This window comes from Micromonospora craterilacus (assembly GCF_003236315.1).
GTDB classification, from domain to species: Bacteria; Actinomycetota; Actinomycetes; order Mycobacteriales; family Micromonosporaceae; genus Micromonospora; species Micromonospora craterilacus.
Window position 1 is genome coordinate 1 of record NZ_POTY01000038.1, and the last position, 18,884, is coordinate 18,884.

Here is an 18,884-nt window from a genome sequence, read left to right on the forward strand (position 1 = left end):
GCCCCGAAGTTCGTGCTCCTGAATGAGATGTTCGAGGCGTTCCACCCCGACGAGCCGCACCACTACCTGGCCTACCTCGCCGTCGACTCCAACCGACAGAACCGGGGCATCGGTGCCGCCCTGCTCGCCGACTATCACCGTCATCTCGACCAGCTCGGCCTGCCGGCGTACCTGGAAGCCAGCAACATGCGCAACCGGCGGCTCTACCTCCGCCACGGCTACACCGCCGGCCAGACGATCGTCCTCCCCACCGAAGGGCCGATCATCTGGCGCATGTGGCGCGGTGCCCCCACCCGCGGCGGTCGTACGCCGTTCCCGCCCACCAGGCCACGTCGGCGGCCGGGGTGAGACCCGCAGCCGTGGCCTCGTTCACGACGCACTGGTATGTGTGGGTGGCGGCGTTGCTCGCGTGGAGCCGCCGGATGCCGTGCCGGCGCGACGATCAGCACGTTGGTTGCCCGCGACCGCAGGAGCTGGTGGCCGCGTTGGCCAGCCCGGTCGCCGACCGGCTCGGTCACGTCCTCGCGGAGATGGCCCCGCCGTATGCGAGGCGGCAGAAATGGTCCCACTGACCGCCTCCGCCGCCGCCGCCGCTGATGGCGGCACCGCGACCACCTCCCTCGGTGTCCGACGACGGCGACGGGTGCAGATGGTGTTGTGGGCGTTGAGCGAGGACGAGATCGCCCAGCTCGCGCAGCCGGGCACCCTGGCCGATCCGGTGGAACGCCTAGCACGCGCCGACGAACGCTACGGCGGAGTGGGGTTGGCGGGCCAGGCTGCCGGACACGCCACGCGGATCCTTCGCGCCGCTGCGCCGCCTGGGATATCTGATCAGGTGCGGGCGGTGGTTGCCGCCCAGCACCTGGCCCAGGCCGCCTGGTGCGCGTTCGACGCCGCCGAGCCGCTGGTGGCCGCCAGCATGCTGGCCAGGGCGAGGCAGGTCAGCGCCGGCGTGCCTCGCCCTCTGGCGCAGCGCCTTCACCGGCACCTCGTACACCTGGATCTCGTCCTGTCCGGCGTAGGGCTTGCGCACACCGCCGACAGCCGCCGCGGCATGCTCGCCGCCGCTGCCGCCGCGCGGGACGGCGCCGGCCGCGCGCCGATCAGGTATCGAGCGCTACTGGCGGTGCACACCGCCCGCGTCCGCGCCTATGCCGGGCAGACGGGGGAGGCACGGCGGCTACTGCGCTACGCGCACCGCACCCTCGACCAGGCCGCCCGGATGCCGGTGCCGTTGTGGCTGGCCTGGTTCGACCAACCCGCCCTGGACATGCTCACCGCCCGGGTCTACCTGGCCGCCGGGCTACCGGACGACGCCGCCGCCCACGCCCGACAGGCCGTACGGACGATGCCCGCCTCCCGGGTTCGAGACCGAGCGCACTCCCTGCTAACCCACGCCCACGCCCAGCTGGCCGCCCACGCGGTGGACGAGGCCGTCCGCGCCGCGCACACCGCCCTACGCCTGGCCGGGCACCTCCACCAGGGCCTGCTCGTCGGACGGGCAGCCATCGGCCTGCACCAACTGCGTACCACCCTCGGCCGTCGCCCCGAAGCCACCGCCATGCAATGGATCAACGCCTACGACACCGCCGCAGCCCGAGCCGCGATGATCGCCGACATCGACATCGTCCGCCTCGCCGTATCGGGTGCCGACGAAGCGACCATCACCCGCCGACTCGGACTGCACCCATCCGACCCGACAAGCCGTCTGGCCATACTCAAACGCCGATGCCAGGCCCGAACCATTCCAGAGATCACCGCCCTCGCGGCCAGGCTGCTACACCCCACCGACCTCGAAGAAGGCGGGCCCAATCGTGGTGTTTCAGGCGCAGAGGTTGGCGACAAGGCAGGCAGCACGTGGTTATCGAGTACCGATTGACGCTGGCGGGGGACATCCCGCTGGAGCGCCGAGCTCTTCACGTAGCGACCGTTCGTCGCACGTTGCCAATTGCACGAGGCCCCTGTTCCGGCAACAGCTCGTGGTAGCCACAACCGGCAGGAAAGCATCCCTTGATGACCGAGAACACGACGGAACCCTCGGCGACGATCGGCGGCGTCCTCGCGCGCCGTTACGGTCTCGTGCCGGACTGCCTGGTGCAGATTCCCATCGGACAGGGCACGACCAACTACCGGGCGACATGCGCGGGCCGGGAGGTGTTCGTCAAGAACTACCCGCCCGGCATCGATCTGATCCGTGAGGCAGACGCCACCGAGCTGTCGGCCCTCGCCGGTCTTCACGGCATACCGGTCGCTGGCCTACTCCACAATCGCGACGGAGAGCCTGTCGACACCAGCACCTCGCACGCGATCTCCGTATGGGAGTGGGTGTCGGGCGCCGTTGTCACCGCTGATCTCACCGCAGCCCAGGCCCGGGCGGCAGGCACGGCGCTCGGCCGTATCCACGCCGCCTTCGCCGCCCTGCCGGCCAGCGCTGGATCTTCACCCCAGGCGCAGCGATGGCTCGGCGTCAACGTACGGGATCTGGCCGCAACCATCGACCGGCTCATCGGGATGTCCGAGGCCCGCATCGCGGCGGGCATCGCGGAGCCGTTCGACGTGCAGGCCGCGCGAACGCTCGCCGAACGGCGGGACTCAATCAAGGAGATCCCCCAACTCATGGGCGGCCTGCCAACGCTCACCACCCAGGTCCTGCACGGTGATTACAGCCCAGTGAATGTGCTTTTCGACGCCGACCGGTTGTCGGCCGTGATCGACTTCCGACCGCCGGACCCGTTCTTCATCGCATACGAGGTGGGGCGAATAGCCTTCTACCCCAACACCGTCGCCACCACAGCAGACTGGCTCGCCACCGCACGCACGCTGATCGAAGCCTACGTGCAAGCCAACCCCACGGTCGCCGACCACGACATCCGCGCCAGCGCCCAGGTGGCGCTACTCCAACTGCTCAAGAGCCTGTACGGCGTCAAGCAGCATTACCTCAAACCCGGCATAATCCAGGACGCCCTCGACGAGTTCTGGCTTCAACGCCACCGCGCGGTGCGCGTCCTGCTCGACCATCAAGGCGACACTGATGCCCTCCTCGCCGATCTCCTCGGACGTCGCTGACACCGCGTCTCCGCACAACGAGGGCACCGTCGCGGCGGTCGAGGCCTCCGCAGGCCACTGCGGCCTGCCGTCTGTCCGTGTCAAGTGGTCCGCATCCATGACGCGCTGCTGCTTGTCGCCAGGCTGCTCACCGAGCACCGCTGCGGCGAGGCAGTTCACCCGCAGCTGGGCCCCGGCGCCGGGCCGGAACGGTCGACTTCGGCGCGTACGCCTGAACCTGGTCGGATCGTTGTATCGGAAGTAGCCCCATTGGTGGACGCTGCCTGTAGCGGAGGACCTTGAGCATGCGACTACGTCTGACCACGCTGCTGGCCACGCCGCTGCTGCTGCTGGTGGCTGCGTGCGCCATGCCCGTCGCGTCGGCTGCACCGGCGCAGTCGCCTGCGTCGGGTGCTCCGGTCCCCGCGCAGTCGTACTGGCCCGGTCAGGAGGAGTTGATGAAGGCCGGCGAGACGGTCGACATCGCCGGCCCTCGGCGCTGGCCGGACGGGTACGCCGGTGTCGCTGTTGACCTGCCGGCCGGTCTTCTGCTGGTGTATCGCATCCCGGCGGCTGACGTCGACGACGAGGTCCGGGCGCTGGTGCCGCAGGTGACGGTCAGGTTTGTCGATGTCGCGTACTCCGCGCGGCAGCTTGCCGCCTGGAATGATCAAGTCGGCGCGGACACGGCTTGGTGGCAGGGCCGGGACGTGCTGGTCCATGGTCGCTACGTTCGTTTCGGTGAGTGCGTCGTCGTGGAGGTCGAACACCCGCAGCGCGACGCGGCTCGGATCACTGCCCACTATCGGGGTGTGCCGGTGTGCGTGGAGCAGGGTTACCCGTTCGTTCCTCTCACCGCAGGATGACGATCGGCAGCAGACCGACTTTCGCTGCCGGGAACTCTTCCTGCTCTGGTGCCGTGGCGGGTGGTAAGACGATGGACCCCGGGCTCTCGTTACGGTCGCATGCCGGTAATCCGCCGCTGGTCTGCGTGCCAGTGGGGTTCGGGGCTAATGGGAGAGTGTCGGCAGGTCGTCGGTTCGAGTCGAGGTGAGTGTGCAGGGCGGCGTGTCTGCGGCCAGTGCGAGCAGGGCCAGCCGGTTGGTCAGCACGAAGGAGTGGAATTCCTCGGGCTTGAGATTCAGGTACGCGAGTTCGTCGCCGGCCAGGGCTATCCGGTCGAGGCCGTAGCTCTCTCGCTGCGGAACGGCATCAGAGGAGTTCGCCTGCGGAGCGGCGGTCGATGAACGCACCGCCGTGTACGGGCTCGGCCGCACCCTTACCACGTTGTCGACTCACCTGTCGGCTGACGTGGGCTTCGGCCCAGCGCGCTGTCGCCGAGCAGACGGATCACCGGCATCTGGGGCGGGCTGGATGGCCCGCCGGGTCGATCGGTGGGCGGCAAAGGCATTAGCTAGCTGGTCGCTATGGTCGTCATCACCGCCCGGTAGTGAGCCAGTTCCGCTTCCAACGCCGTGCCCGCCCCTGCCGACGTCGCCACATAATGGCCGACACCGGAAAGAAGCAGTAGCCGGTAAGACACCTCGCGGGCGGCCAGCTGGTCAGCGAGTACCTGGACGTCCTCGACCACGGCCACGTCGTCGGCGGTGCCGTGAATGAACAGCACATGCCGTTGGACGGCAGAGGCCCGAACTCGGCCGGCACCGCCTCGCAGCCGCAGGGCATGGGCACGCTGGAACCGTGGCACCGTCTCGGCCCACCGATCCGGGTCCACGATCGCCGACACAGCAGTGGCAGCGGCGAACGGGCCATTCCGTGCGACCGCGTGCAGCGCGGTGTAGCCTCCGGCGCTGGCACCACGAATGAAGATCCGGCCCGGTAACGCCCGCCCTGCCGCGAGCAGGTGGGATGCCACCGCCGCGCAGTCATCGACGTCGTCCAGGCCCCACCGGCCGTACAGCGATTCCCGATAGGTACGGCCGTAGCCGGTACTGCCGAGGTAGTCGACGTCCACGACGGCGAACCCCCGGCTGGTGAAGAACTGCACCTGCCAATCCAAACGCAGCAGGCAGGAGGCGGTCGGCCCAGGATGAGCCCGAACAATCACTGGTGCCCGCCAGTCGGCCGTTGATCCCGTGGGCGGGTACACCAGGGCTGACACCTCGCGCCCACCTGCGGCGTGGACCCGCAGCTCCGTGGGCGTCGACACCTGGGCTCCGGAGAGCTCGGCGTGCTCTGACTTGGCGAGCACTTCCACCTGAGGCTCGTCATCAGCCAAGTGCACCAGCGCGACCTGTGGCGCAGCCGTCGGCGACGAGCCAATCAGCGCCACGGTCGTTCCTTGCGTCGCCAGGTAGGGCTTGATTGATGTGTAAGGGAGTTCGACAGGACGAACTGAGCCTTGGAGGTCGACAAGGACCAGACGATGCCGCGGGCCCTCCTGTACCGCCACGACAATCCGTCCATCATCAAGAAAGGCGTAGGACGCGTATCCCAGCTCCCACGGCTCCGCGGCGCACTCACCCGCGATAGGCGCCACCGCATCGACCTCACAGCCATCCCACCGGAACAGGTTCCACCAGCCGCCGCGATCCGACACGAAGTACAACGAGCCGTCAGGCCCCCACCTGGGCTCAACCGCCGACTCGTCCCGACCGCCGGCGACCTTTACCGCGCGCTCGATGTGCCCCTGAGACGAATACGAGGCGACCCACAGCTCACACGCGTCCCACGGCATGTCGCGCTCGCCCCAAGCGGACCAGGCCAACAAGCCCGGACCTGGTCGGGGCGCACTCAGGAACCCTCTGCCGGCGGTGACAGCGCGCAGCCGCGGCGAGCCGGTGAGCGGCACCGCAACCAGTTCGTCCCCACGCTCTGTCTCCCGCACCGCTAGCAACTCACCGTCGCCGACGGTCAGGTCTCCCAACGATGCCGGACTGGCCAGTTCGAGTTGACCGCCATGACGACGACTCCGGTAAAGGCCACCCGCACCGACGCACCAGAGCGCCCCATCCGCGACAGCGAACGATCCGCCACCGTATGCGTGAACGTCGTTTGTGACGTCGAAACCTTCGGGGCTGATGTCACGCGTGCCCTCGTCGCGTCTCCACCGGGTCAGCGTCGCGACCCCACCAGCGTCGGGACGAGTCTCCAGCCAATACAGCGAGCCGTCGAAGGCGCGGAGCTGGTCATAGCTCACCGAGGCGCGGATGGCGTCCGCCACCGAGACCGCAGCGATGCCATCCGCCAATCTCACGGGCGCCTCCTTGAACAAACGCAGTACCGTGGCCCGAGCGGCCCTCGTCGACCGGCCTCCGCGCCGCAACGACCGACACCAGAGGCTTCCGAGGCCCCTGCATTGCGGAACTGATGCGAGACCTCGCGCAGGGCCGACTGTACGCCCAGACCCTCCAGCCCTTCCGCTTAGCTTGGACCGCAACTTCGATGCGGACAACTGCCTCCGTCCGCATTGCCGGTATCGACCGCGCATTCAATCCGAGCGACTACTCCCGAGGCGGAGTCCTTTTGGGCCGTTCGTTCATCAATGCTCGCCTGAAAGATCGTCGTTACGTCAATCAACCAGTGCCTCTAGCGCGATGGCGATTTTACCGATTGTGAACAGTGTATCGTCCATGGACTCCGGTGTAAGTATTCGTTCTGTGGTCGGTTGGTCCCAGTAGGATCCCGTGAGCGTGTGGGCGAAAGAGTTCCGTCGCTCACGCACCCTCGAGACCATCTTGATGATGCGTTCCGTCTCATCTGACGAGGCGTTCCGTCGTGTCAGGAAGTCCTTCAGCGTTTGATCGAGCCCACTCCGCTTGCCAGTACTGTCCGACAGTTCCTTGAGCAAGAGTTCCAGTGCGGCGACAGCAGCCAATATGGCGGAGCCAATCGCAATCTCTTCTGCATCTTGAACCACGCCGACTGATTCCTCAAGGACGTCGTCGGACTCGACTTCCCACCCAGGAACGCGATGGGATCCATCTCGCCGTTGTTGCTCAAGCCTAGCCATCAGTCGCGAGGTGGCAATTCTGGCTGAGCGAGCAACGAGTATTGCGGCGCTCAATCGGCCCTTAAACAGGAGGAACTCGACTCGACCAAAGTCGTGAAAATTCAAGTAAAGATCCGCCAGTGACTCCGGGTCATTGTCGGCATTGGCCCAATATACCTGGACATGCTCTAGCTGGGTCAGGGGGCGTGAAAGATCTGGGTCCCCTCTTTCGTCGGCGTGAAAGTACATGTGTTCAGCTTTTCAGGGCGATTCGCCATGGTCAAGATGCGATACGGGCAGCGCCCTCGGGCATTGCGAGACGCCCGGCGAGAGGCGCCGAGGTAGACGGCGCGGTCCTTGCGGTAACCGGTCGCACCTCACTCCAAGTGAACACATCAGGGCTACTGCGCGGCCGGCACTCTTTGTCCTGGTCCGTCCTGTGATGACCGTGACCAAGGTGCGCTCCGACTCACTCACATCGGCTACCGGACACTGCACGCCGTCACGCACCGTGACGCCCGGTCTGCGGCAGAAGCGGATGCGCCAGCGCTCGCCGACTAAGGCGTCACCGGGCTCGGTCCAGTCGGCTTCCTCGAACTGACCGTCGAGGAACTGCGCGGGGTGCGGACTGGCTTGCCCTCCTCCACGCCGGACAACTCGATATCCGCGCGCCGCCGCGATGCTTCCGGGCCGGTCGTCGGCGTAGCGGAGATGTCTCGTGCCGATGCAGGCTTCTACACCCGCACGCGGGGGTCGGCCAGCACGTTGGCGACCACGGCCGTCATCCCGTCGACGCACAGTGTCGGCGCGCCGGCCACGAACTCCTCCCGGTCGAGCCACTCCACGCGCTCAACGCCCGGCGCGGCCAGGATGCCCACGTCGAGCTGTAGCGACGCGTGGTCGTCGTAGTATCCGCGGGCGGCGTCACCGACCCAGAGAGACCAGTGGTATCCGGTGCCGCCCCGCTTTCGGTCCGCCTCCGTGAGCGGGTCGGCTTTGAGGTCGCCGGTGTCAAGCAGTTCGGCGACGGTCATGGGTTCCAAATCCGGATGGGCCGGCGGCAGCACCACCTCGAAGAGGTGCTCGAGGTGAACCGTGTAGGTACAGTTTCCCCGCTGCGGAGGAGTCCAACTGTCGACCATCACAGCACTCTACGGCCCCGGCTCATCCAGTCGTCATCTCATGTCTCTGCTTTTGCGATGCAGACTCGCCGTGACTTGTACTGGCCCCCGTCAGCGCGCACGACGGGCGGCAGTAGAGGAAGTTCGGCTTCCGGCGTGCCCGTCCGTAGCTGATGAGATTGCTGTTGAAGTCGGGCGTGGACCCCTGTCACGATCTTGCAGGTTGGCAGGGGCAACGGAGCGGCCCATTCGGTTCTCGAAGGTCTGCGGGGGGTGGTCATGGTTGGTGTCGATCCCGGGCATGCACGCATACGTCCTCACGTTCGCCGTGCCGTCGACCGCGCGCGTCGCGTACTCCTCGACTTCGATGGTGTGATGTTCAATGTCAGGGACTCACTCGGCTCTAACGCCCGGGAGCAGGCGGTCGCCGCGTTGCTGGCGAACCGGGACTACCGCCCACGACCGGTGCCGATTACCTTCGCCTGGTTCGGCGTGCATCAGACAATGGCGTTTCTGGCGGAGCGTGAGCCTGACCATGCCGTCGAGGCGGAGGCAGTCGTTTCGGCGCTCGAACTGGATGCCGCCCTTACCGCCCGCCCAGCCCCCGGTCTGCAGCAGCTCCTTGGCGTGTGTGTGGCCAGCGGACGCGACGTCGCTGTGATCAGCGATCTGTCCGAGTCCGCTGTCCTCGCAACGTTGCAGGGGCAAGGCATGAACGGACATGTTGCCGTGGTGGCCGCTCGGCAAGGACTCGACCTGTCAGCCTGCGACGCTGCGCGTACTGCTGAACGGGCGGCTGACCTGCTCGGCGTCGGCGTGGCGAACTGTCTCGTGGTGAGCGGGAATGCTGGGGTGCTCTTCGCCGCCCACCGTGTAGGTGCCGTCGGTCTTGGCTGCGAGTGCGGGCGGGACCGGCGTAAACACCTCGCTGAGACAGATTCGCCCGTGGTTTCCAGCATCGCGACCCTGACCCGAGCACTGCTCAGCTGACGACCAGCCAGAGGGCTCAGCGACGGCACCAAGCGGTCGTGATCCAACATCCGTACATCGGCTATGAGCGGATGCCAAGCAAACGGCTGAGCGCAGCAACCCTTGTCACGCAACGTCACTCACGTGGATCGTCGCCAATTGCCGGACGCAGACCGAACTCGGCGCGATATGCACCGTGCAGGCCTCTGTCGCTGATCTTGTGACGGCGTGGAGCCGAGCCCAAGATGAATGCGGTGCTCCCCAGCCTGTTCAAGGCCCTTCTGCCTCTGTCCACTGTGGTTGTTGAGGTTGTCGAGCACTCCGCCGCTGCGGTCGTCTTACGAGCAAGGTCGCGTGCGCGTCGGGGAGCGGTGTCCGCAGCCGGCCCCGCGCGCCGGCCGTTCACACCACCGGCGGCGGCACGAGCGGCGCGCCCACTGCGGGGCCAACAGGCGCGTGGTTGACCAGCGGGGGTTCGACGGCTTCTTGCCGGCCACGATCAGCTCGGAACCAACATCACGGCGCGCCTCCAGCGGCGAGCCTGGTAGCGCGGCTGTCCCACCAAGATCAGCCGTGATCAGCAGACCGCCAGCCGATGAATGATGTGCGCGATGTGTGCTCGGCTGCCGGTGACGGTAGGTGAACGGCGGTGCGGCACGGTGCCCGTCGGTGACGACCCGCCCCAGCTGTCCCGGCGACGTGCGGTCGATGTGTGATCCGCTGGTGGCGGTGCCAGCGCTGATCACCCCAGGAGCTTCCTGCGGTACGCTGACAGCCGCCGCTCGTCGGCGTGGATCATCCAGCCCTCGTAGCTCAGGGGATAGAGCATCGGTTTCCTAAACCGTGTGTCGCAGGTTCGAATCCTGCCGGGGGCACCTCGAAGATCAGCAAAAACTCCGCCTGAGCTGGCAATACACGCGATGTTCGATCGGTGGCGGCTGATTCGCCGCTCAGTCGACCAGGCGAATGACCCCCTAGCATGAGCTGATCCGCCGCGGTCGTCGGCCTGTTGTTGGTGCCGGAACCGTCTCGCCAGTGGTTCCGGGTCGCGCCGCCCACCGATTGACGGTGCGGCCCGCCACCCCGGTAGTAATGCCGGGGTGGCGGGCCGGTCGGTGCTCAGAGCGCGGCGCGGATCGCGTCGGCGAGGGTGACCGGGGCCCGGCCGATCAGCCTGGCCAGGTCGTCGCGCTCGACGTACAGCTCGCCCTCGGCGGCACCGCGGTCGCTGTCGGCCAGCACTTCGGCGAACACCAGGGGCACGCCCGCGCCGACCAGGACCTCGACGTACTTCTCCACCGGCAGGTCGGTGTAGCTGACGTCGCGCCCGCTCAGCCGGGACAACTCCGCAGCCAGTTCGGCCAGGGTGAACGGCGCGCCGCCCAGCTCGTACACCTTGTTCGGGTGGCCGTCACCGGTCAGCACCGCGGCGGCGGCCTCGGCGAAGTCCGCGCGGGCGGCGGCGCTGAACCGCCCGTCACCTGCCGCGCCGAACACCCCGTGTTCGAGGTACGTGGGCAGCTGCGGGAGGTAGTTCTCCAGGTACCAGCCGTTGCGCAGGAAGACGTACGGCAACCCGGAGGCGGTGATCTCCTGCTCGGTCGCCCGGTGCTCGGTGGCGAGGATGAGGCTGGAGGTGTCGGCCTTCGGGATGCTGGTGTAGACGACCAGCCCGACGCCGGCCTCCTTCGCCGCGGCGACCACGTTGCGGGCCTGCGGCACGCGTCGGCCCACCTCGCTGCCGGAGACGAACATCAGCTTGTCGGCACCGGCGAACGCGGCGCGCAGCGAGTCGGGGGCGTCGTAGTCGGCCCGCCGGACGGTTACCCCGCGCGCGGCCAGGTCGGCCAGCCGGTCGGTGTCCCGGCCCAGCGCCACGATCTCCGTGGCCGGTACGCCCCGGTCCAGCAGCGAGGTGACGATGAGTCGGCCGAGGTGCCCGGTGGCGCCGGTAACGACGATTGACATGAGTTTGCTCCTCCAGGGATGACTACCTGACGCCGAGGTCAACGGGAACACCGGGCCAGCACTTCCCGTTGGAGAGTAGGCACCTTGAAGTGCGCGACTTACTGATGGAGAGTAAAGACGTGGAGCCGAACCTGTACGACCGGAAGTGTGGCAGCCGGCAGGTGCTCGACCGGATCGGCGACCGGTGGAGCGTGCTGGTGGTGCTGACCCTCGCCGTCGCGCCCAAGCGGTACAGCGAACTGGCCCAGCGGATCGATGGGGTGAGCCAGAAGATGCTCACCCAGACCTTGCGTGGACTGGAACGGGACGGCCTGGTCACCCGGACGGTGCACGCCACCGTGCCGCCCCGGGTCGACTACGCCCTCACCGACCTCGGCCGCAGCTTGCTCACCCTGGTAGCCGGCCTGGAAGCCTGGGCAACCGACCACCTCGCCGAGGTCGAGTCCGCCCGAGCCCGCTACGACAACACCCGCTCACCGAACTGACCCACACACCGCGCGCTGCCCCGCACACCGCGCGCCGATCTTGCACTTCCTGCCCTCGCAAAGGCCATAACTCCGGGCAAAAAGGCGACCAGAAGTGCAAGATCGACGGGGTGGGTTATGGGAGTTGGGTGGCGGCGGTGATTACCTGGTCGATTAGGCCGTAGGCGCGGGCTTGTTCGGCGGTGAACCAGCGGTCTCGGTCCCAGTCCTGCTGGATCTCCGCTAGGGTGCGGCCGCTGTGTTCTGCGATCAGCTCCTGCATGGTCCGCTTGACGTGCAACATGTTCTCCGCCTGGATGGTGATGTCGGACGCCGTACCGCCCATCCCGCCGGAGGGCTGGTGCATCAGGATCCGGGTGTGCGGCAGCGCGTACCGCTTGCCGGCCGTGCCGGCGCAGAGCAGGAACTGCCCCATCGAGCCGGCCAGACCGAGCGCCAGGGTCGCCACGTCGTTGCGGACGAAGCGCATCGTGTCGTAGACCGCCATCCCCGCGCTCACCGAGCCGCCGGGCGAGTTGATGTAGAGCTGGATGTCCCGTTCCGCGTCCTCGGCGGCGAGCAGCAGGATCTGCGCACAGATCCGGTTGGCGATCTCGTCGGTCACCTCGCTGCCGAGGTAGACGATCCGTTCCCGCAGCAGCCGCTCGAACACCTGGTCGCCGAAGGTCCGCTGCCCGTCGTCCAGCATCGTGATCATCTCGTCCGCCCTCCACGCGCCGGCGGGCGACGCGACCGCCCGGGGACCGGCTCGTCCAGCCTGCGCCGGTCGAGCGGCTGCGCCCCAGCGGTTCTGCCCCCGGCAGATCCGCCCACGGCAGAACGGCGCCGACCGGCCCTCCCGCCGAGTCGCCCCGGCCACAGCCGGTGTCGAAGTGCCTGGCCGGCTTGTTTCGCCTGGACTCCGCCTCGGCTCGACCGAGGACGTCGACGCCAGCCCTAGCGGGCGGCGGAGGCGTGGGACGAGCGGGTGACGGTCCGGACGACCGCACCGGGAACTGCGCGGCCGGCGGGACGTCGCCCGCGCCGTGCGTCATGCCCCGTCGGGCCGTCGTGGCGGGGCCGCGCCGGCGTACGCGTCCACCGGGCGCCCAGCGCTGCGGACCGCATTCGCGCCCTGGCCCGGCGTAGGGCGCTGCCGGCCGGCCGCCCGGGCGGGGCCGGGCGGAACAACGCACCCCGGGCGATGGCGTCGGTGTGGCCGATCGGGCCAGCGCCCGCCTCGGCGAACACGAAGACCCGGAGGCCGCCCACCATGCCGCCGTGCCCGGCCCCGCCGGCCAGCCCGTTCGCGCCGGCCAGCCCGCCTCCGTCGGCCAGCCCGCCTCCGTCGGCCAGCCCGCCTCCGTCGGCCAGCCCGCCTCCGTCGGCCAGCCCGCCTCCGTCGGCCAGCCCGCCTCCGTCGGCCAGCCCGCCTACGCCGGCGGGAGTGCCGACGAGGCCGCTACCGGCCAGGTCACCGCCGGCGCGGTCGAGCCAGCCGGTCCTGGACGCACCGGTGCCGAAACCGGTAACGCCCAGCTGGGCGGCCGGGTGCGCGCCCGGGCCGGGCCGGGCGGACGAGACCGCTGGGCCGCCGGGTCGGGTGGCCGGGACGTAGCTGCCCTGGGGAGCGGCCGGCAACCGCCGCTCGACCCGGCGCAGCTCGTCGCGGACCTCTTCGAGCAGGTCGGAGAGGTAGAGGCCGAGTGCCCGGCAGATCGCCGCGAGCACCTCGGAGGATGCCTCCTTGCGCCCGCGTTCGACCTCCGACAGGTAGGGCACCGAGACCCCGGCGGCCCGGGCGACCTCGCGCAGGGTGCGGCCCTGCCGCTGGCGTTCGCGGCGCAGCACCGCGCCGATCACCCGTCGCAGCAACGACATGCGGGCCTCACTCTCGCCGGTCCTGCGGAGACCTTCCCATCATGCCCGCCCGCCGTCCGGTGCGCCGTCCCCGTCCCGGTCGCCGCCAACCTCGGCGTGCGGTTCCCCGCTCAGGGGCTATGTTGTGGGCGTGCAGGCTACGGCGGCGGGGCAGGTCTCGCGGTGATCCACTTTCCGGCGCAGCGGCGGGGTCCGCTCAGCGCGCTCAGCCTGCGGCTGGCCGCCGCGATGGGGCTGGTGTTCGCCACCGTGGCGGTGGTCTACATCGACCGGCACGGCTACCGCGATGTCAACGACGACGGCCTCAGCCTGCTCGACTGCTTCTACTACACGGTCGTGACCCTCTCCACCACCGGATACGGCGACATCACCCCGGTCAGTGAGAGCGCCCGGCTGATCAACGTCCTGTTGATCACCCCGGCCCGGGTGCTGTTCCTGATCATTCTGGTCGGCACCACACTGGAGGTCCTGACCGAGCAGTACCGGACCGGCCGTCGCCTGCAGCGGTGGGAGAGAAAATTGAAGGACCACGTCATCATCTGCGGCTACGGCACCAAGGGACGCAGCGCGGTCTCCGCCCTGCTGGAGAACGGGCTCGACAAATCCCGGATCGTGGTGGTGGAGCGCAGCGGCCCGGCGCTGCGCCAGGCCACCTCGAACGGGCTGGTCGCGATCGAGGGTTCGGCGACCCGCTCCTCGGTGCTCAACCAGGCGCATGTGCGTACCGCCAAGGCGGTGATCATCGCGACCGACAGCGACGACGCGTCGGTGCTGGTGGCGCTGACCGTACGGCAGCTCACCGCCGGACAGGTCCGGATCATCGCCGCCGCCCGGGAGGCGGAGAACGCCCCGCTGCTCAAGCAGAGCGGCGCGCACCACGTGATCGTCTCCTCGGCGACCGCCGGCCGGTTGCTGGGCCTGTCGACCTCGGCCCCGCCGCTGATCGACGTGGTGGAGGATCTGCTCACCCCGGGTCAGGGCATGGCGTTGGCCATGCGGTCGGCCGAGCGACACGAGGTCGGCAGGTCGCCCCGCGAGCTGGAGACGCTGGTCATCGCGTTGGTCCGGCGGGGCAAGGTGGTCACCCTGGCGGACCGGGCCGGCGCGGTCGTCGAGACCGGCGACATGCTGGTGCACGTCCGCGACGACCGCCCCGCGGCGAACACCCTGCCCTGACCGCCCACCCGACCGGCGTCAGCAGAGGGAGTCGGGGTCGTTCCCGGCTGCCTCGGCGCACGTCGGCGGCACCTCGCTGGTCGCCCGCCGGAGAAGGTCGTAGAGCGTCTCCCGCTCGGCCGGGTCGAGCGCGCCGAGCACCTCGTCCTCGACGGAGGCCAGGGCGCACTCAGCCTCGTTGAGGCGTTTTGCGCCGGTTTGGGTGAGGCTCACCACGTGCCGACGGCGGTCCTCGGGTGAGCGTCGCCGCTCGACCAGGCCGGCCGTTTCCAGATCGTTGAGCAGCCCCACGACGTTGGTGCCGTCGAGCTGAAGGCGGCCGGCGAGCCCCTGCTGACTCATGCCGCCCGCCTCGCGCAGCACGGTGAGCGCGACGAGGTGTCGGGGCCGCAGCCCGAGTGGTGCCAGCACCGACTCCGACCGGAGCCGCATCCGCCGGGCCAGGTGGTCGAGCAGCGCCCCGGAGCGGCGCTCCGTCTGGTCGACCGGCCCGGCAGGCATGTGACCCAGTTTACCCACGCGGCGAAATATTGGCCTGCTATAAATAGTTGGCGCTACACAAACGATCCGTGGAGGGTTATCCAATGCCGCACCTGTTGCACATCGACACGAGCATCCGCGGGGAGCACTCGGTCAGCCGGCGGCTCACCGCCCGCGCCGCGGCTGCCTGGCACGCCGCACACCCGGACGGCACTCTCACCTACCGGAACTTCGGCAAGGAGCCGCTGCCGCACCTCGACGAGGCGGGGGGCCTGGCGCGGATGACGCCGGCCGACCAGCACACCCCGGAGCAGCGCCGCTCCTGGGCGCTGACCGAGCAGCTGGTGGCCGAGGTGAAGCAGGCCGACACGGTGCTGCTGGGGCTGCCGCTCTACAACTACGGCGCACCGAGCAGCGTGAAGACCTGGGTTGACCTGCTGATCGCGCCGGGCCTGTCGTACGACCCGGCGACCGGTGCCGGGCTGCTGGGCGACCGCGAGTTCATCGTGCTGGCGTCCCGGGGCGGTGGCTACGGCTCGGGCACCCCGCGCGCGGGTTGGGACCACGCCGAGCCCTGGCTGCCGCACGGCCTCTCGCAGACCGGCTTGGCGCCGCGCTTCATCGCCGCCGAGCTGACCCTCGCCCCGGCCGTCCCCGCCATGGCCGAGCTGATCCCGCTGCACCAGGAGAGCCTCGCGGCCGCCGAGCGGGCCATCGACGAACTCTGGGTGCCGGCGGCGGTCTGACCGCCACCAGCCGTCCGGGTACGACGAGCGGGCGGGCCGTTCCGATGCGGAACGGCCCGCCCGCGACGTCTGTCGGCGGAGTCGCCGGTCAGCTGATGGTCCAGGTGTCCCCACTGCCCAGCAGGCCGGCGAGCTGCTGCTCGGGCGTCTCGGTCACCTTCGCCTTGGCCTCGGCCAGCTGCTCCTGCACCACGCTGTCGTACGACGGCCGGCGCACCGAACGGAAGACGCCGATCGGGGTGTTGCGCAGGTCGAAACCGGGCAGCCGGGACAGCGCGAACGCGTACGCCGGGTCGGCCACCGTCGCGTCGTGCACGACGATCTCCTCGGCCGGCGTGGCCGCAGTCTCGCGCACCTCCAAGCCGAAGCCGCGCGGCGGGTGTACGACGCAGTACTGGCCGTCCTTGCCGAAGGTGATCGGCTGGCCGTGCTCCAGCCGGATCAGGTAGTCGTCCCGGGTGCCCGGGTCCTTGAGCTGCTCGAACGCCCCGTCGTTGAAGATGTTGCAGTTCTGGTAGATCTCCACGAACGCCGAGCCCTCGTGCTCGGCCGCGGCGCGCAGCACCGACTGGAGGTGCTTGCGGTCGGAGTCGATGGTCCGGCCGACGAAGGTGGCCTCCGCGCCCAGCGCCAGCGACAGCGGGTTGAACGGCGCGTCGGCCGAGCCGACCGGCGTCGACTTCGTGATCTTGCCGACCTCGGAGGTCGGCGAGTACTGGCCCTTGGTCAGGCCGTAGATCCGGTTGTTGAACAGCAGGATCTTGAGGTTGACGTTGCGGCGCAGCGCGTGGATCAGGTGGTTGCCGCCGATCGAGAGCGCGTCGCCGTCGCCGGTGACCACCCACACCGACAGGTCGGGGCGGGAGACCGACAGGCCGGTGGCGATCGCCGGGGCGCGGCCGTGGATCGAGTGCATCCCGTAGGTGTTCATGTAGTACGGGAAGCGCGACGAGCAGCCGATGCCCGAAACGAAGACGGTGTTCTCCCGGGCGATGTTCAGCTCCGGCATGAACTGCTGGACGGCGGCCAGGATCGCGTAGTCACCGCAGCCGGGGCACCAGCGCACCTCCTGGTCGGACTTGAAATCCTTGGCGGTGAGCTTGAGGGCGATGGGCTCAGACATTCTTCAGCACCTCTTCCAGCATCGTCTCCAGCTCGGCGGCGGTGAACGGCAGGCCGCGGACCTGGTTGTAGGCGATCGCGTCGACCAGGTAGCGGCCCCGGATCACCTGGGCGAGCTGACCCAGGTTCATCTCGGGGATGACCACCCGGTCGTACGACCGCAGCACCGCGCCCAGATTCGCCGGCATGGGCGCGAGGTGCCGCAGGTGCGCCTGCGCGACCGGCAGCCCGCGCTGACGCAGCGCGCGGCAGGCGGCACCGATCGGCCCGTACGTCGAGCCCCAGCCGAGCACCAGCATCCGGGCGTCACCGTCCGGGTCCTCCACCTCGAGGTCCGGCACCGGGATCGCCTCGATCCGGGCGGCCCGGGTACGCACCATGAAGTCGTGGTTCGCCGGGTCGTACGAGATGTCGCCGGTCTTGTCGGCCTTCTCCAGCCCGCCGATGCGGTGCTCCAGCCCGGCGGTGCCCGGGATGGCCCACGGCCGGGCCAGGGTCTGCGGGTCGCGCAGGTACGGCAGGAAGGTGGTGCCGTCCTCGCCGTTGGGCGCGGTGGCGAACTCGACCCGCAGGTCCGGCAGGGACGCCACGTCGGGCAGCAGCCACGGTTCGGAGCCGTTGGCGACGTAGTTGTCCGACAGCAGGATTACCGGCGTGCGGTAGGTCAGCGCGATCCGCGCGGCCTCCAGCGCGGCGTGGAAGCAGTCGGACGGCGACTTCGGCGCGATCACCGCCACCGGCGCCTCGCCGTGCCGGCCGAACAGCGCCATGTTCAGGTCGGCCTGCTCGGTCTTGGTCGGCATGCCGGTGGACGGCCCGGCCCGCTGCACGTCGACGATGACCAGCGGCAGCTCCAACGCCACCGCGAGGGAGATCGTCTCGCTCTTGAGCGCCACGCCCGGCCCGCTGGTGGTGGTCACGCCGAGCGCGCCGCCGTACGACGCGCCCAGCGCCGCGCCGATCGCGGCGATCTCGTCCTCGGCCTGCATGGTGGTGACGCCGAACCGCTTGTGCTTGCTCAGCTCGTGCAGGATGTCCGAGGCCGGGGTGATCGGGTACGCGCCGAGGAAGACGGGCAGGCCGGAGCGGACCCCGGCGGCGACGATGCCGAGCGACAGCGCGGCGTTGCCGGTGATGTTGCGGTAGGTGCCGGCCGGCATCTTCGCCGGCTTGATCTCGTAGCGGACGGCGAAGTCCTCGGTGGTCTCGCCGAAGTTCCAGCCGGCCTTGAAGGCGGCGATGTTTGCCGCGACCAGCTCGGGCCGCTTGGCGAACTTGCGCTCCAGGAACCGCAGGGTCGACTCGTACGGCCGGGAGTACATCCAGCTGAGCAGGCCCAGGGCGAACATGTTCTTGGCCCGCTCGGCGTCCTTCTTGGACACGTCGAGTTCGGCCAGCGCGCCGATCGTCATCGAGGTCAGCGCCACCGGGTGCACCGCGTACCCGGCGAGGGTGTCGTCGTCGAGCGGGCTGCTCGCATAGCCGACCTTGGCCAGGTTGCGCTTGGTGAACTCGTCGGTGTTGACGATGATGTCGGCCCCGCGGGGCAGGTCGACGAGGTTCGCCTTGAGCGCCGCCGGGTTCATCGCCACCAGGACGTTCGGCGCGTCGCCGGGGGTGAGGATGTCGTAGTCGGCGAAGTGCACCTGAAAGCTCGACACGCCCGGCAGGGTGCCGGCGGGCGCGCGGATCTCGGCCGGGAAGTTGGGCAGCGTGGAGATGTCGTTGCCCAACTGCGCGGTCTCCGAGGTGAATCGGTCACCGGTCAGCTGCATGCCGTCGCCGGAGTCTCCGGCGAATCGGATGACCACCCGGTCCAGTTGACGGATCTGCTTGGTCACGGCCGCACCTCGCTTCGCTGCGCGCCGTGGCGCGGCCGGCTGAACTGGATGGTGACCTCGCCTTGCCCGGCCACGAGACCTCCTTGACGCGCCGCTGTACCGGCCGTCCGTGAACGCCG

Annotated in this window: 18 protein-coding genes and 1 tRNA gene; 9 read left to right on the plus strand and 10 right to left on the minus strand. The window is 69.1% G+C overall.

Annotation, left to right across the window (positions count from 1 at the left end):
* The 4 genes from C1I95_RS08865 to C1I95_RS08885 all read left to right on the plus strand — a co-directional run.
* Window positions 1–348, plus strand: a 348-nt coding sequence (locus C1I95_RS08865; protein ID WP_146605675.1) for a GNAT family N-acetyltransferase, incomplete at its 5' end; no start/stop codon positions are given.
* Between the two features lie 211 nt (window positions 349–559).
* On the plus strand, window positions 560–1,879 hold the full coding sequence (locus C1I95_RS08875) for an NsdA family TPR-like regulatory protein (protein WP_111213311.1): 1,320 nt from the start codon (window positions 560–562) through the stop codon (window positions 1,877–1,879).
* Between the two features lie 134 nt (window positions 1,880–2,013).
* A complete protein-coding gene (locus C1I95_RS08880; RefSeq protein ID WP_111213312.1) occupies window positions 2,014–3,066 on the plus strand; it encodes a phosphotransferase enzyme family protein in 1,053 nt (350 codons plus the stop codon).
* 284 nt (window positions 3,067–3,350) lie between these two features.
* Window positions 3,351–3,911 (plus strand): hypothetical protein, encoded by a 561-nt coding sequence (locus C1I95_RS08885; protein ID WP_111213313.1) that lies wholly within the window; start codon window positions 3,351–3,353, stop codon window positions 3,909–3,911.
* A gap of 144 nt (window positions 3,912–4,055) precedes the next feature.
* On the opposite strand, the gene C1I95_RS08890 is transcribed toward C1I95_RS08885, so the two are convergent.
* The 4 genes from C1I95_RS08890 to C1I95_RS08900 form a co-directional block, all read right to left on the minus strand.
* Window positions 4,056–4,298: a hypothetical protein gene (locus C1I95_RS08890; protein ID WP_146605676.1), complete on the minus strand. Its 243-nt coding sequence runs from the start codon at window positions 4,296–4,298 to the stop codon at window positions 4,056–4,058.
* A gap of 161 nt (window positions 4,299–4,459) precedes the next feature.
* The gene (locus C1I95_RS36250; RefSeq protein WP_233513436.1) at window positions 4,460–6,262 is read right to left on the minus strand and encodes a S9 family peptidase; all 1,803 of its coding nucleotides are present in this window, start codon (window positions 6,260–6,262) and stop codon (window positions 4,460–4,462) included.
* 315 nt (window positions 6,263–6,577) lie between these two features.
* A complete protein-coding gene (locus C1I95_RS34745) occupies window positions 6,578–7,246 on the minus strand; it encodes a hypothetical protein (protein WP_146605677.1) in 669 nt (222 codons plus the stop codon).
* A gap of 485 nt (window positions 7,247–7,731) precedes the next feature.
* The gene (locus C1I95_RS08900) at window positions 7,732–8,031 is read right to left on the minus strand and encodes a hypothetical protein (RefSeq protein ID WP_146605678.1); all 300 of its coding nucleotides are present in this window, start codon (window positions 8,029–8,031) and stop codon (window positions 7,732–7,734) included.
* 459 nt (window positions 8,032–8,490) lie between these two features.
* Here C1I95_RS08900 and C1I95_RS08905 point away from each other — a divergent pair, with 459 nt between their 5' ends.
* Together C1I95_RS08905 and C1I95_RS08910 are read left to right on the plus strand one after the other, a co-directional pair.
* Complete coding sequence (locus C1I95_RS08905) at window positions 8,491–9,108, plus strand: HAD family hydrolase (RefSeq protein WP_111213316.1); 618 nt, start codon at window positions 8,491–8,493, stop codon at window positions 9,106–9,108.
* A 781-nt stretch (window positions 9,109–9,889) separates the two neighbouring features.
* Window positions 9,890–9,962, plus strand: a tRNA-Arg gene (locus tag C1I95_RS08910).
* 244 nt (window positions 9,963–10,206) lie between these two features.
* Here C1I95_RS08910 and C1I95_RS08915 read toward each other — a convergent pair.
* Window positions 10,207–11,055 carry an SDR family oxidoreductase gene (locus C1I95_RS08915; RefSeq protein ID WP_111213317.1) on the minus strand — a complete coding sequence of 283 codons (849 nt, stop codon included), beginning with the start codon at window positions 11,053–11,055 and terminating at the stop codon, window positions 10,207–10,209.
* 89 nt (window positions 11,056–11,144) lie between these two features.
* Between C1I95_RS08915 and C1I95_RS08920 the strand changes: the two genes are divergently transcribed.
* Window positions 11,145–11,540: a winged helix-turn-helix transcriptional regulator gene (locus C1I95_RS08920; RefSeq protein ID WP_325048792.1), complete on the plus strand. Its 396-nt coding sequence runs from the start codon at window positions 11,145–11,147 to the stop codon at window positions 11,538–11,540.
* A 115-nt stretch (window positions 11,541–11,655) separates the two neighbouring features.
* Here C1I95_RS08920 and C1I95_RS08925 read toward each other — a convergent pair whose 3' ends face one another.
* Both C1I95_RS08925 and C1I95_RS37305 read right to left on the minus strand, forming a co-directional pair.
* Window positions 11,656–12,237: a ClpP family protease gene (locus C1I95_RS08925; RefSeq protein WP_111213319.1), complete on the minus strand. Its 582-nt coding sequence runs from the start codon at window positions 12,235–12,237 to the stop codon at window positions 11,656–11,658.
* Between the two features lie 239 nt (window positions 12,238–12,476).
* Window positions 12,477–13,400: a helix-turn-helix domain-containing protein gene (locus C1I95_RS37305; RefSeq protein ID WP_438941297.1), complete on the minus strand. Its 924-nt coding sequence runs from the start codon at window positions 13,398–13,400 to the stop codon at window positions 12,477–12,479.
* Window positions 13,401–13,562: 162 nt separating this feature from the next.
* Here C1I95_RS37305 and C1I95_RS08935 point away from each other — a divergent pair, with 162 nt between their 5' ends.
* Window positions 13,563–14,576, plus strand: a complete 1,014-nt coding sequence (locus C1I95_RS08935) for a potassium channel family protein (protein WP_111213320.1) — start codon at window positions 13,563–13,565, stop codon at window positions 14,574–14,576.
* 18 nt (window positions 14,577–14,594) lie between these two features.
* Here C1I95_RS08935 and C1I95_RS08940 read toward each other — a convergent pair whose 3' ends face one another.
* On the minus strand, window positions 14,595–15,077 hold the full coding sequence (locus C1I95_RS08940; RefSeq protein WP_111213321.1) for a MarR family winged helix-turn-helix transcriptional regulator: 483 nt from the start codon (window positions 15,075–15,077) through the stop codon (window positions 14,595–14,597).
* Between the two features lie 83 nt (window positions 15,078–15,160).
* Between C1I95_RS08940 and C1I95_RS08945 the strand changes: the two genes are divergently transcribed.
* Entirely contained in the window at window positions 15,161–15,802 is a 642-nt protein-coding gene (locus C1I95_RS08945) for an FMN-dependent NADH-azoreductase (protein WP_111213322.1), read from the plus strand.
* Window positions 15,803–15,890: 88 nt separating this feature from the next.
* Here C1I95_RS08945 and C1I95_RS08950 read toward each other — a convergent pair whose 3' ends face one another.
* Both C1I95_RS08950 and C1I95_RS08955 read right to left on the minus strand, forming a co-directional pair.
* Window positions 15,891–16,925, minus strand: a complete 1,035-nt coding sequence (locus C1I95_RS08950) for a 2-oxoacid:ferredoxin oxidoreductase subunit beta (RefSeq protein ID WP_111213323.1) — start codon at window positions 16,923–16,925, stop codon at window positions 15,891–15,893.
* Window positions 16,918–18,765: a 2-oxoacid:acceptor oxidoreductase subunit alpha gene (locus C1I95_RS08955; protein WP_111213324.1), complete on the minus strand. Its 1,848-nt coding sequence runs from the start codon at window positions 18,763–18,765 to the stop codon at window positions 16,918–16,920. The genes C1I95_RS08950 and C1I95_RS08955 overlap by 8 nt, the downstream gene beginning before the upstream one ends.
* Window positions 18,766–18,884: the final 119 nt, after the last annotated feature.

Coding starts and splice junctions, on each gene's coding strand:
- C1I95_RS08875 (WP_111213311.1), top strand. CDS start 560: ATGGTCCCACTGACCGCCTCCGCCGCCGCCGCCGCTGATGGCGGCACC.
- C1I95_RS08880 (WP_111213312.1), top strand. CDS start 2,014: ATGACCGAGAACACGACGGAACCCTCGGCGACGATCGGCGGCGTCCTC.
- C1I95_RS08885 (WP_111213313.1), top strand. CDS start 3,351: ATGCGACTACGTCTGACCACGCTGCTGGCCACGCCGCTGCTGCTGCTG.
- C1I95_RS34745 (WP_146605677.1), bottom strand. CDS start 7,246: ATGTACTTTCACGCCGACGAAAGAGGGGACCCAGATCTTTCACGCCCC.
- C1I95_RS08900 (WP_146605678.1), bottom strand. CDS start 8,031: ATGACCGTCGCCGAACTGCTTGACACCGGCGACCTCAAAGCCGACCCG.
- C1I95_RS08915 (WP_111213317.1), bottom strand. CDS start 11,055: ATGTCAATCGTCGTTACCGGCGCCACCGGGCACCTCGGCCGACTCATC.
- C1I95_RS08925 (WP_111213319.1), bottom strand. CDS start 12,237: ATGATCACGATGCTGGACGACGGGCAGCGGACCTTCGGCGACCAGGTG.
- C1I95_RS37305 (WP_438941297.1), bottom strand. CDS start 13,400: ATGTCGTTGCTGCGACGGGTGATCGGCGCGGTGCTGCGCCGCGAACGC.
- C1I95_RS08940 (WP_111213321.1), bottom strand. CDS start 15,077: ATGCCTGCCGGGCCGGTCGACCAGACGGAGCGCCGCTCCGGGGCGCTG.
- C1I95_RS08945 (WP_111213322.1), top strand. CDS start 15,161: ATGCCGCACCTGTTGCACATCGACACGAGCATCCGCGGGGAGCACTCG.
- C1I95_RS08950 (WP_111213323.1), bottom strand. CDS start 16,925: ATGTCTGAGCCCATCGCCCTCAAGCTCACCGCCAAGGATTTCAAGTCC.